Below are 13,463 nucleotides of genomic sequence, written 5' to 3' on the forward strand. Positions count from 1 at the left end.
TCGCCAGGCAATCAGATTTCGCCGAGGGCGCGCAGACTGAGCTCTCGGCCAATGCCGACGATGATATGGTCGTGCAGCGTTAGTCCCAGAACTTTGCAGCCCTTGTTGATTTCCTTCGTCATCGTGATGTCGGCGCGCGAGGGCTCAGGATCGCCTGACGGATGATTGTGGACGAGGATCAGCGCGGTCGCATTGAATTCGAGACCGCGTTTCAGGACTTCGCGGGGATAGACCGGCACGTGATCGACGGTCCCGGTCGCCAGGCACTCATCCGAGATAAGCCGGTTCTTCTTGTCCAGATAAAGCACATGAAACCGCTCCACCTCACCACGAATGGTGAGAGCGCAATAGTCAAGCACCGCCTGCCAGGACGACAGCACCGGATTCTGGTTAAGGTGGCGCAGCAGGATCTGGCGCGCTTCGTAAATAACCACCTGCTCCTCAGCCGAGATCGGTGCGTGCTGCGTTTCCATGGCAAATGTCTTCTGATGCCGGGTCATGATCTGGTCTCCCGACGGGCAGCAGGCCCCTTGCCAATGCTCTCAACCCGTCACGAGGAACCGCGCCGCCCTCTTCCTCGGAGAGCGGCGCAAACCTGCAAAGCAGGGCAGCCGGAATTCAGGCTTTCCTGTTTTGCGTATCGACGGAATTTCTGTTGTGCGCATCATCGCTTCGATGCCGGGCATAAAGTAAGCGCTCAGCCCCGCGGATGCTGCCGGCTTGCCGGGCCACTTCCGCCCATACCGAAATCGAGACATCCGTCTGAAACAGGATGTCGCGCTCGATGCCCATTCCGAACGGCAGGTGAATGGACGCGAGTTCTTCAAGTGAAAAGCTGCCCAATTCCGGATAGCCGAGATCGGCAAGGCCGAACAGAATGTCGCCGTCAGGATTGAGTTCAGTCGCGAGCCAGACGCCTTGACCGAAAGGATTGAAGAATTTGACGTCCGGCACATGGTCGGCGCTGCGCTCACGGCCGTTGGCAAGCAGGCGTTCGCGCAATTCGGGGGGCAGGAGGATAATGCCGCCCTCCTGTCGCCGGCGCCAGCGTCGGCGGTAGAGCTGTCGGCATCCAGAAGGAAGGACACGATCCAGTCGGCGGCCCGGCCGGCCTCCGGCTCGGCGATGATTTTGTCCGTGATTTCGGATTAAAGGTTGGTCCGGTTGCTCCGGGCGCCGGATTTGCCGTTCTGTTTGGACATCGCGGGTCTCCGCGACGGGCGCCGGAGACTTCTCCTCCGGTCCTCATCCCGTCACGGCAAGCCCGTCCGCACTCTCACTCTCAAAGGGGGCGTTGCGGGGGAATCCCCCGCTCGAAGGGGTCGGCCCAGACTACAGGCTCGGCCGCAGAGGAAGGCTTTCCCCTCCATCTTCTTCAAGCGGTCAGCTACTTGCGATTACCTTCAGCCGCATGGCACGCGTCTCAAGGAGATAGGTTTCCACGCTGGCTAGTAGATGCAGCCCTTCCTCTGTGACGGCCGCTCGCGACAGTCCAGGCTGAACGATGCGCACATCGAATTCGTAGCGATAGTCCTGCCAGCTCGCTTTCAGCTTCTTGAGGAAGGCGGCCGTTCCATGTTCGAAGCGAGAAGTCTGGCCCTTCTCGAAGCGCAACTTCTCCCGCTTCAGCATATGAATGAACATTCGATTGGGACGATCACGCCAGCGGGCGGATTTCTGGGCCTGCCCGCACACTTCATAGAGATCCTTCACCCGCGTACCAGGCGTGTCGGAACTGGAATATTTGCAATGGTGAAGCGTCACCTGCACCAGACCTTCAGTTACTCGAAGCGTGACCACATCCGCGATCTCGCCGGCGCCGTCATCGTCGAAAATGAGGTCATATGCGTCACGCTCTGCGAGCAATGTCTCGATGACGCGTCGCTGCACCGAGTCGGCACGCTTCTCAGGTCCCTGCGCCTCGGCGCGGATATTGGTTTTCGACCAATCCCAGGCCTCGATCCGGTCGTTGGGATAGGGTTCGACCACGACGCCTTCAGGCAGGGCATAGAGGTGGCTGTAGATCAGCAGTGAGCCATCCCCAAAGTCGATCTGTGGGGAATCCTCGCCGAAGGATTCCGACAGCGGTTTCACCTTGCCGCTGACCTTTATGGTTGTTTTCGGACCAGAGCGCTGCGGATAGCGGGCAACACCTTCGGCAAACACAACTTCGAATTCGGCGATATGGGTGTCGCTGCGCACCGCGAAGCGCAACGGACCCGTGCGTTCATGATCCAGCAGCTCGATGTCGCATTCGGCGAAGGCTACGGGCTCGTCGCCGAAACTGATTTCTATCCGGTCCTCGATTTGCGTCAGCAGCGATTCCGGCCAGTGGATCGCGACCGGCGGCACATGTGGGCGTTCGCTGATCTGGCGAGGTCGCATCGCGCTCTTGAATACGCCATCGGTGGTGATCCCTGGATCGTTGACGGCCTTGCCGATATCCGCGCACCATTCGACCCAGTCAGTCAGATCACGAACCCGCGAAATCGACCAGAACTTGCCTTTGGCTGAACAGCCACGAGAGGCGGGAACGCCGTCGAGGAACCCGGTTGCGAACACGTTGTTCTTGATGCGCGACTGGGACTTCGCCGTGTCGAGTCCGTCGGCGACATCGACACCCATATACATGGAGTAGCGGACACCGCGTCCCTGATGGTGCGTCAGGCCAAGATTGCGCAGGATCAGGCGATTGAACCCATGCAGGCTGCGGAAAACCTCCTCGCCCTCGACCCGGCGCGTGGCCTCACCGCAGACCGCCTTGGCCAATCGGTCATACGGTCCCTTGATTGAGCTGCTGATATAGAGGAGCTGACTATCGGGATCCCAATGCATCATGTGCAGGTCCCAGGTGACATTGGTCGCGTGCTGGGCCGTGGTCCAGCCGGCCTGCTCTTCGGAGCGGGTGACGAAGATGGCGACACGCTGGTGTGGGTTAACCTTCATGCCGAGATAGACGCCGGGACTATACAAGTCCTCGGCCCGCAAAGGCTCCCAACCATCGCAATTAGTGCGATAGACGACGGCGTTCATCTTCGGTTCAAGCGTCTGCAGCGGAATGTCGCTCAAGTCGCCGACAAAGCCCTTGAACATCTCGGAACGGCGGACCTGCCGGTCGATCTTCGCGGTGCTGAGTGCCTCGACCAGTGCGTTCCAGTCGGCATCCTCCGCATAGAGCTTGGCCAGTGAACGATCAATGTCGTCAATGCCGGTGTTGGCGATGACGGTGGCGTCGCCGAGGCGTGGATCCTGGCGGGTGAAGCGGCCGACAAACTGGATGGTGACGGCGATGCTCTTGTGCGGATCGTGCAGGGCGGCGATCTTCAGTTCCGGCAGATCGAAACCTTCGCCAAGCATGTCCACGCAAACGATGATCCGGCTCTCGAAGCGCCGCAGAGCGGCAAGGTTTGCACGGCGTTCACGGATCGACTGCTGGCTATGAACGATGACCGTACGAAGTTCCGGGTACATCTCGCTGTAAAGCTGGTGGAGGGTTCTGGCGCGGTCGATGGTCTGACAGCGCGCCATGGCGAGATGGTTGAGGCCGGCGGCCAGATCACCCTGGAGGACTTCACCGAGCTTCTCCGCAATCGCGAGATCGGCGTCCGCCTGATCGAGCCCGAAGACAGCCTCGAAGCGGATCGGTTTGAAATAGCCTTCGGCCTGCGCCTTCTTGAGCGGATAGGTGTAGATGAACTCGCCGTCGACGCGCCGGCCGTCCTCACGGAACGGTGTGGCGGTGAACTGGACGATCGGAAGCGGCGGCTCGCGATCGACGAAGAGACCCCGAAAGCGGGCCCAGGTCGGCGCGCCGATGTGATGAGCCTCGTCGATAAACAGTGCCGAGGTACGTGCTGCCATCCGTTCCTGGACCGCTGCTTCGGCGCGGCCGGCGATCTGCATCGTCGTGACGATGACATTGGCGCTGTCGAAGATCTCATCCACCTCGACTACCGTCGTCGGAATGTGCGAAAGGCGCATCACCACGGGAAATACTGCCTTGTCTTCCAGGCATTGCTGTTGCCTCAGCACGCCGAAGGTCTCGAATTTGCCCGCGATCTGCTCTCGCAGGGCGTCCGTCGGCACCACGACCAGCAGTCTCTCGAAGCGCTGGTGGGCGTTGAGCGCGAGCATGGTTTCCGTCTTGCCGGTGCCCGTCGGCATGACGATGGTGGCCGGATCGCTCGATCGCGTCGCATGGGCCAAAGCCGCGTGCAACGCGCCGATTTGGGGACGTCGCAGACCGGGCTGGGCTGGCCGCTCACTTTCGGCGGCTCGTCCCTCCCGGAGATGAAAGGCGCCTAACCAGGATGCCGAAACCTCTGCCAGCCGTTCGACCCGCGCTTGGCGATTCAACATGTCGATGCGGATGGGCAACGCAGTCATCCACCGGCCTTCGCCGGCATCGAGTGCTTTGGCGATCTGCGCCGGTTCACTTGCACCGGGGACTAGAAGAATGAGATCGGCCTCCAGCGAAGTGGCGGTCTTCGCATTTAGGATCTTCAGTGTCTCGCCGGTCGGCAGCGTGGTTTCATAACCCGTCACACGGCGGATCGAAAAGGGTCGCAGCCGGCAACGCACGCGCGGCGGCGGAACCGCCAACTGGCGTATCGGGCTTCCCAGGACTTTGCCCTCGATCGCAAGCCGAGCCGGCAGAAGCAGTTCGACCTCGGGATTGAAGAGATCGTCCTGGGCGGGCTCGGGGCGTTTGCGGGAGGCCATGGTCGCGTCCTCGACTAAGCCGCAATCGTCTGGGGCGAAGGCGGGACGGTGATCACCGTTCCGCTCGACATCAGAACGATCAGGCCCCGTTCGGCGCCGGTCATGTCGAGATAGGCACACACTTGGGCCCGATAGTGATCGAGTGTCTCCTGGGCGGGATTCACGTCGCTCTTCCAGTCGATCACGACGGCTGGCCGACCTTCCGGATCAATTGTAAGCGCGTCCGCAACGCCGACCGTCGCAACCAACTCCGCATCTTCTTGCTGAAGGGCATAGACCGGAAATTCTCCGAGCAATGAGGGACGCAGGGCCGCAACCTCCGACAAGGCCAGCGTCCGCGTCACGCAATCGGCCAGTTCTTCGGGAGAAAGTCCGTTCGCCGGATCGGAGGAGAGCTCCTTGCCGAGCGCACGGATGAGGTCAGCGGCACGCGCGGTGAGCGACTCGCCGGCCTCGTAGCATTCACCTGTCAGGACTTCTTCCATGAGCTTGTGAAGGATCAATCCACGCTCGCGCCCGCCCTGGATGGAAGTGGGCGCTTCGGCGTCTGGCGTCGAAGCATCAGCTGAGCCGGTCCATATATCCGGTTCTTCTTTCTGAAGCACCGAACCGGTCGCCGCCTCGTCGCGGCTCGGTGCAAGCCAGGTCAGGTGCATCTGCTTTTTGGCAATCACACCAGCCTCATTGGCAAAACTCTCCCGTGTCTGGTCGTTTGTGGCATCGCCTGTCACCGCGATCGGATCGAGCGGCAGATGCGACACGTCAAAGGGAGGGAGTTCTGTCAGGGACAGGTCCACCAGACCGATCCAGGCCGACGCTGAAGGCTTGGCGTCGAGCCGCGGCAAGACCAAGAGCTCCCGGGCGCGGGTTGCCGCGACATACCAGAGCCGGACTCGCTCGCGGTCCAGTTCATCCTTCTCAGCCTGCCGCGCCGCGTCGTAACCGGACGGAGGGACACCCAGAACCGGGCAGTAGAAGGTATCAGTCTGGCGATCGGTCACGGCGCTATCAGGCGCCATCACACCTGTCATGGTGTTAATGGGGATGACGACCGGCCATTCGAGACCTTTCGCGGCATGCATCGTGTAGAGGGCGACGGCTTCTTCCTGCGCATCAGGCCGTCCTTCCACCGCACGGGACTCATTCGTCCATGCCGCCGTTATTGTCTCGGAAAAGGCCCGCAGGCCGCGTACTGCATAGCCGACGGCGAGGCTGAGATAGAGATCGACATTGGCAAGCGCTCGTTCTGCCTGACCGCGATGCCGTTCCAGAAGAACCGGGCGTAACCGAAGAACGTCGACGGCCTGCGAAAGAAGATCGTGCGGTGTCGTGCTATTGGCGCGTTTCTGGAGCGCCTGCAGCCGCTCGATCACATCGCTCGCCAGCGGATGCACTATTGCTGCGGAGTCGACGCCGAGGTCGAGCTGCGGGATCCGGTCAGGCTCTTGCTCCGAACGCGGAAGCGCCCAGACGATGTCCAGGAGTTCCTCTTCGCTGAGCCCGACAATCGGGCCGCGCAGCAGTGCGCCGAGCGCCAGCGTATCACGACGATCGGCGAGAACCCGCGTGATTGCGATGAGGTCCTGGACTTCCTGCCGGCGAAACAGCCCTTTACCGGCCTGGGTTGCGACCGGGATGCCGCGGCGTTCAAGGGCTTCTTCATAACGCCAGAGTTCCGCGCCGGTCGGGGCGAGCAAGGCGATGTCGCCCGGCTGGCAGGGACGTTCAGCACCGGCTTTGCGATCCTGGACCGGATGACTGTCGATCAACCGTGCGCAAAGTTCAGCCACCGCTTCGGCTTCGGCGTCGCGTCGCTGCTCGGCGCTGGCCTTGCCGTTCTCGTCAGCAACCGCGATATCGATCGCCGCGACGCAGACGCCGTCATCCGGATCGCCGTGGAAGGGATCAAGCGCTGTGAAGCCGGGCTGGCCATCAGCCGACAGGACAGTCTCGAACCGTTCGTTGACGAAAGTGAGGATCGAAGCACAGGAACGGAAATTGGTCGAGATCGAGACGAGTCCGTCCGCGTCCTGTGTCGAGAAGGCGGTGCGGGCCTGGATATAAGCGCCGACATCCGCGCCGCGGAAACGATAGATTGCCTGCTTGGGGTCGCCAACCAAGAAGAGTGCGCCCGGCCGAATCCGGAAGCGCGTCCAGTCCTGCGGATCATCATCGGGATCACCGCATAGACGCCAGAAAATTTCGGCCTGGAGCGGGTCGGTATCCTGAAACTCGTCGACCAAGACCTTTGAATACCGATGGGCGAGCGCCTGTCGCACAGATTCATGGTCACGCAACAGATCGCGCGCGGCGTAGATAAGATCGTCGAAATCGAGCTGGGCGCTGGTGCGCTTGTGCTCGCGATAGCGTGCCAGGATTGTGCGTGCTTCATCTATCAATGTCGTCAGGACCTGGCCGGAAACCGCCTGGAGCAGTGCGGTCCACGCGCCACAGCACGCCTCGTACAAACCACTGGCCGTATCGTTCAGCCTGTCGCCGTCTGCCTTGGAAAGCCCGGCCTGCTTGGCCGCCGCCGCCCATTTGCCCTTCTTGCGGTAGGCGTAAAAACTGCCTGCCCCGGTCGTAAGGTCGGGATGCGGACGTGCAACCAGCAGCCCGACGAGTGCGGCGGGCGTGGAACCATCTGCAACGGATGGAAGGGCAGCCACCATTTCAGAAAAGCGCGCGGCGAAGACCTCCGTTTCCGGCTCATCGACGCCGGCACCTTGCACAAAGGCCGATAGTTCGTCGGCCGCCTGCTGGAAGGCTTGCAGGTGGCTTGCAAAGGGCATCGCGTCCGGTGCGACCAGATTCCTCGAACGCCGGAGGGCTTCGGCGATCTTATGCATCAGAGCGACGGTCTCTCCCGGGCTATGCAGAACCATCTCGGCCAGGACACCGCCCTGATCGCCAGACAATCGCTCGCGCAGCCAGCCATCGACGATTTCGAGGAAGTTGAGATCGGCCTGGTTGCGATCGATGACCGCTGCGCCCGGATCGATATCAGCTTCCGCCGGGTAGGGCTTGATCAATCGCTGACAGAAGCCGTGGATGGTCGAGCAGGTGATTTCGTCGATCGCCGCGCTGGCTGAAATCAGATTCTCGCGCTGTGCCGCAGACAGTCCCTCCGGCAGGCCGACGCGGAGCTCCGGTGCGATATGACCGGCGGCGAGATTTTCGACAAATTCCCGAACGCGCAGGAGGAGCTCGCTTGCCGCCAGTTCGGTAAACGTAACCGCCGCGATGGAACTTGGAGCGACGCCCTTCGCCAACATGACAGCGATCCTGCCGGCCATGACCGCGGTCTTGCCCGATCCCGCGCCGGCCTCCACCAGGATGGACCGGTCGTGACGGCTGATAGCGTCATGCCGGGCACCATCATCCTTGAGGACTTCCACGCTGCTCATCATTCCGCCTCCCAGATCGGTGCGACCTCGCTCAGCCACTCGATTGCGGCGGCTTGCTTGCGTTTGCAATAGGTGGCGTCTGCGTTTGCCGGCAGGGCAAAAGCGAGATCGTCGTAGTCGCCTCCGGTATCCGGCCCGGGCAGTGCAGCGCCGCTGGCCAATGCGGTTCTCGCCGCCTGCAGATATGCCTTGATCTCCGCCAGGACGATATCCGGCTCGTCAAGCTGGAGGTCAAGCGGTTCACGCGGATAAAGCAGCGAGGCACTGATTGCGATGTGGTCGCCCAGGAGCGCCTTGACGGCGAAGGCATAGAGGCAACGCTGAAGCTCGCGGCCGCCGTTCATGCGGATGTTGCCTTTGGGCGGCCTACCGGTCTTGTAGTCGCGTACGAGCGCCCAACTGCCGTCATCAGCGATGTCGAGCCGGTCGATATAGCCGGCAATCTGAAATCCGGTGTCGGGGATGATCACCGGCACACTAGCGTCCCAGGGCAATGCCGCCTCCGACTTGGGCTCGGACCCGCCGAACGGGACTTCGCCAAAGGATCGGCTGCCCGGCAAATGATCATTGCCATAGGCAAGCGCCTGTCCGGCAAGAGCGCGCGCGTCCCCGAGCGTGCGACCCCAGATAACAGCGGGCGGAACGGGCCGTTCGCTTTCCCATTCGGCCGCCACCGCACCAGCAGCTTCGTCCACCGCATCCCGAATGGCAGCCACGTCGGCCGACGCGATACCGCCTGTCGCCTCGAGGTTTCGCAGGGCGCCGTCGAGCACCAGATGGATGAGGTCGCCGGTTTGCAGGGCGTCAAGCACGAGCGGCTCGGCACTGCCTTGCGGGGATTTCCAACCGAGAGCATAGCGCCAGAGGAAGTTGATGGGGCTGCGCAGCAGTGTTTTGAGCGAGCTCGCCGACTGGGTCCGCGCGAGGATCGCGAGAACCAAAGGATGATCAGACCTGACCATTCCATCATGAGCTGTCACATCGGCCATGCGCCAATCGCGCCAGCAGGAACGCGCACTCAATGCCTGGGGATCGGCGGCGAATTCCTGTGGCCGCGCCATCAGCCGGTCGGTTTCACTGAAGGCATGGGCGGGAACAGCGTTGCGCCGCAGATAGGCTTCCTCGTCATAGGTGGCGAGGAGGGGGCTGCGACCCAGCAGCCGGCCGTCGCTGTCGCGTCGGGCGCGGGAGAGGACGACGTCGCTGCCCGTAGTGGCGAGGATCGTATCAAAGTCACGGCGATCCGCCAGATTGACGGGAAGCGGGTCGAGCTCGCCCGTTGGAATGATGTGGTCCGGGATCAGCCGATCTTCGGCGATCCCGCGTGGCCAGCGGGAGGAATTGAGACCGATCAGCCGAGCGAAGCGTCGCGGCGACGCGGCGAGGGCGCTGGCCGGCATCCAAGCCACGGAGACGGAGGCCTCGAGCCCGTCATCCTGTTTCAATGATTCCAGCGTGCTGTCGATCGCGCCGGCGGGCCCTGCCAGTAGGGCTTTGCGCCAGATGGACAATGCCCGGCCCTTGAGGAAGGCTTCGCCGATCTCCTGTACCGCGTCCGGTCCCTTTGCCAGCAGATCGACCGCAGCACGCAACACCGGGGCGTGATCCATGCCGTCAGGCCAGTCGTCTGGCGCGAGGCGTGCCAGCAGTTGGTTCCATGCGGACGGCGTTGACAAGGGTGCATCCCTTGGAAGGACGCGCATCCAGCCATCGGGAAAGGAAGTCAGAGGTGCAGAATCGCGGCACAGGGCGGCGAGACGGCGCAAGCGCGACTGCGAAAGTCCGCGCACGACGATGTCGGCGAGTGCCGCTGCCGCTTGTCCGTCACGTGTCGTCACGGCAGGGACGCCATGAACGAAATGCAGATCGATATTGGCATTGGCGCGCAGCGCGAGAAAGTGATCGTCGTAGTCGGCCGGCGACGCGGTGGCGATGGCAATGTCGGCGGGCGATACGCCCGACGCGAGCAGCGACCGGACCCAACGCAGTGTCTCGACTGCCTCATGGTAAGCGGTCGCGGCACTGACGGATCGAATGGTCGGTGCCTCAGCGTCACCTCGAGCGACAGCAACGCCGCTTTCCTTGAGCCACGCCGGGACAGGGCGAGGACCTGACGTCCATTGCATGGGGATGTGCTCGGCGAGCGCCTTCAGCAGAGGCCGCCAGCAGGGAGACAGTTCGGTCAGTCCGACGATTTCCATCGAGCCGAATATGGCGGGCGCATGGGTGACCCGGCTGATGGCTGCGGCGACAATATCGACCGGATACATCATTCCGCCCGGAAGTTCGGTGAGAACAGCGGCCTCCAGGCGAGCGATGGCTTCAAGCCTTGGATGATCAGCTGACCGGGAGGCAAGATCGATACCTGCCCGCCACGCCTTGTGCAGTGTGTCGGCGGCCGCGCCGATCATGCCCGGCAGCATCTTGATATCTTCCAGTTCGCCCATCGGTGTTTCAGGGAGGACCGTCTGGATCGCCGCGCGCAGGCTGTCTTCGTCGATCGCGCGGGTGAAGCCGCCCGCGAGCCGCACCGCGACTTGTTCGAATGACATGATCTGGAGGCCATGTTGACCGCCGCGGGCCGCCGCGAGGCGGGCCTCCCGCATTGCCAGGCGACCATACACGACAAGGGTGGATCGCTTCGCGGCCGTCATCGCTGCCCCCTTTCCGGGTTACTTCTCGTTCGGACGCTGGGTCAGCGCCGACGCAGCCGCGCTCTTGGCGGCCTTGCTGCTTTTCGGGTTCCGTAAGACCTTCTCGGCTGCGCTCGCCGCCTTCTTACTGGTTAGAGGTCCGGTCGCCGATCGGCGTCGTGGGTTATTGAAATTGTATACACCACCGGGGTCAATCCGTGACGCCGATTCACGCACGCGGTTAGCTTCCAGACCGGCGATGATTTTGTCGGTGATTTGGTCATAAATTTTTTGTCCGGCCCGAGCCGGCACTCTGATTGCGCCTATTTCGGGGTATCGCGATTTTCCGCGACGGTCACCGAGTTCCATTCGCTCAACCGAGTACCTGATACGGCAAGCCTCCCGCTCACCCTCACTCCTCCTTGGTGACTAAGTTCTTGCAGCTTCGAGTGATGTCGCAATGGCGGCAACTGAACGGAAAAGAACAAACGGGTCGCCGCGGGAAGGTACAAAACCGCGGCGCTGCCAGAACTGCGCCGCCTCGTTATCGACGGCATTCACCACAAGTGCCCGTCCTCCAACAAGCGCCGCCGCCTGAACGCTGCGCTCCAATGCATGCTTGACGAGGCCTGTACCGATCCCATGCCCGGCCCAGGCCAAATCGGTAGCGAGTTGTCCGAGCAGAAGGCAGGGAACGGGATCCGGCGGTTGACCGGTGCGGATCGATCTCGGCATGACGGTGGGCACGATCGATGTCGGCGCGAGCCCATAGTAGCCCACCACTCGGCCATCATCATGCACAACCATGACGGCCGTAAAACCCTTCTGCTGGTTGGAGAGCGCCCGGGTCTTTAGCCAATGATCGAGAGCGGGCTTGCCACAGGAGAAATCGGTAAGAACATGCGCCGCATTCAACGGCTCCGGTGCGGAGAGCACAGTGGATTACGGCTTCGAGGTGCCGCTGGACTCCCAAGGCGCGGCTCGCCGGACCAGATCCACCATCTCAGGAACAGGCGCAGTATCGGCGGAAACGACATCCATGAAAGCGGCGAAACCCTCCGCGCTCATTCGAATGAGACCTGACTCCATAACCACCTCTTCGGCAGCACGCACGGCAGCCTCGCGCACGAAGTCTGTGCGCGAGCGGCCGCGCAAGCTGGCGGCCCGGTCGATCATTGCGACATCCGATTCAGGCAGACGCATCGATATCGGATGCTCCTTGCGATCGGCAACGGTAGCCATGGCAGGTCTCCTTTGTTGCATTTATAGAGAATTGTATCGCAAAATGCAATACAGTTTCACTTATTTGGCTAAGCGGCCCTTCTACGCGTCCGCGTGAGTTCATTCATCTCAGAGCGTCTAGCATCCTCTTTTGCCCGAAGGAGCTGACGACGTGCCGCACCGATCCCAAGCCAATCTTGAATTTCACGGTTCTCATTTAACGGGTTGCGAAACACTGAAAACATCGTATCGCTGATTGCCTGCTGCTGCGCTCGTAGATGATCCTCGAGCAGCTTGTGCCGAGTAATGTACCCAGAATTCACGCCAGGAACCGAATGGTTCATCAACATCCTTGCGTCCAACTCCGAGACACCCGCCGGCGTCGCCACAGTGCGATAGGTCTGGCGCAGTTCATTGCCCCATTTCGACAATGTCGCGCGATCTTCCTTGTGCTCAACCAGGTGACCAGTGGCGCTGTCTGCGGGAAACAGCCAGTCATTGGCCTCATACGGGTGCATCTGCCGACCAAATCGAATGCATCGCAGTAGACAACAGATCATCTCCCTCGACAGCGGTATATCAAAGGCACGATCCGCGCCTCCTTTCGGACGGGGGATGTGAAGCACCCTGCGGCGGAGATCCAGATGGGCCGGTTTCGCTTCTTTTAACGCGGCTGGCCGGCACGCGGACAGCAGCGTAAACAGGTGAAACTCGCGTCGGACGGGATTTTCAAGCTTGGCGACCTCGATAAACCATCCCTTCAGGTCAATGAGACCCATGCCGCTATCGCGGCGTTTCTCGTGATTCCAGTCCACACTGTCGACCGGGTTGTCCGCAGGCAGCTCCCGATTGGTCTTGCGAGCATGATTGTAGATCGCCCGGAAAGTACGCATGCTGCCATTGGCAATGTAGGGTCCGTGCTTCTCACCAATCTCATCATGTTTGGTGGCAACCTGACCAGGATCGTCGCCAAGCTGTTTCAGAGGCGTTTCCTGCCAATCCTTAAAGATCCGCTCGACGTGATCCCTATAACTCTCGATCGTGCGCTCGCTCCGGTTCTTACGCTGCATGGCGATCTTGTAGCGAGCCCAGGCTTGCTTGAGTGTGATGCCGGATGCCTCGCTATTTTCGCCGTTCGTTATCTCAGAAGCGATTGAAGCCTTCGCAGCTTTCTCACCGCTCTTAGGATGGATACCCCGGCTGAGTTGGGACAAGTACTCTTTCGCGACGGACCTCGCCGCACGCGTGGAAAGTTCCCTCGTATCGCCAATGGCGAGGCGAACCGTGGAGACGCGCTTGCCTAGTTTTCGGAGATCCGCCTGCACCATGAAGGTCTTCTTTCGAGCTCCGACCATCAGGAAGAACCCTTTAAGCTCGGTATCCCGGACAATGTAGCGTCCCTTATCGGGCGACATGAGACGTTCAATTGCTTTATCGTTCAATAGGATACGCATGTCGGCCATGTCATGATACCTGAACT

Annotated in this window: 9 protein-coding genes; all 9 read right to left on the reverse strand. The window is 61.5% G+C overall.

The genetic code is table 11. From position 1 onward, the window contains the following. Nucleotides 1–11 precede the first annotated feature (11 nt). Nucleotides 12–500, reverse strand: coding sequence for a RadC family protein (locus tag RBB46_RS09365; protein ID WP_306028707.1), 489 nt, complete (start codon nt 498–500; stop codon nt 12–14). 118 nt (nt 501–618) lie between these two features. Further along, complete coding sequence (locus tag RBB46_RS09370; protein WP_306028756.1) at nt 619–1,023, reverse strand: DUF2958 domain-containing protein; 405 nt, start codon at nt 1,021–1,023, stop codon at nt 619–621. 360 nt (nt 1,024–1,383) lie between these two features. Then, nucleotides 1,384–4,722 carry a DEAD/DEAH box helicase gene (locus RBB46_RS09375; protein WP_306028708.1) on the reverse strand — a complete coding sequence of 1,113 codons (3,339 nt, stop codon included), beginning with the start codon at nt 4,720–4,722 and terminating at the stop codon, nt 1,384–1,386. Between the two features lie 14 nt (nt 4,723–4,736). After that, a complete protein-coding gene (locus RBB46_RS09380; protein ID WP_306028709.1) occupies nt 4,737–8,132 on the reverse strand; it encodes an exodeoxyribonuclease V subunit beta in 3,396 nt (1,131 codons plus the stop codon). Further along, nucleotides 8,129–10,783, reverse strand: coding sequence for a PD-(D/E)XK nuclease family protein (locus RBB46_RS09385; protein WP_306028710.1), 2,655 nt, complete (start codon nt 10,781–10,783; stop codon nt 8,129–8,131). Before RBB46_RS09385 ends, RBB46_RS09380 begins: the two co-directional genes overlap by 4 nt. An 18-nt stretch (nt 10,784–10,801) precedes the next feature. After that, a complete protein-coding gene (locus RBB46_RS09390; RefSeq protein ID WP_306028711.1) occupies nt 10,802–11,131 on the reverse strand; it encodes a hypothetical protein in 330 nt (109 codons plus the stop codon). A gap of 60 nt (nt 11,132–11,191) precedes the next feature. Then, nucleotides 11,192–11,677, reverse strand: coding sequence for a GNAT family N-acetyltransferase (locus tag RBB46_RS09395; protein WP_306028712.1), 486 nt, complete (start codon nt 11,675–11,677; stop codon nt 11,192–11,194). Between the two features lie 27 nt (nt 11,678–11,704). Continuing rightward, the gene (locus RBB46_RS09400; protein ID WP_306028713.1) at nt 11,705–12,004 is read right to left on the reverse strand and encodes a DUF1778 domain-containing protein; all 300 of its coding nucleotides are present in this window, start codon (nt 12,002–12,004) and stop codon (nt 11,705–11,707) included. 68 nt (nt 12,005–12,072) lie between these two features. Then, nucleotides 12,073–13,446 (reverse strand): integrase family protein, encoded by a 1,374-nt coding sequence (locus RBB46_RS09405; protein WP_306028714.1) that lies wholly within the window; start codon nt 13,444–13,446, stop codon nt 12,073–12,075. Between the last annotated feature and the right edge of the window lie 17 nt (nt 13,447–13,463).

It is taken from the genome of Stappia sp. MMSF_3263 (assembly GCF_030733745.1).
Taxonomy (GTDB): Bacteria; Pseudomonadota; Alphaproteobacteria; order Rhizobiales; family Stappiaceae; genus Stappia.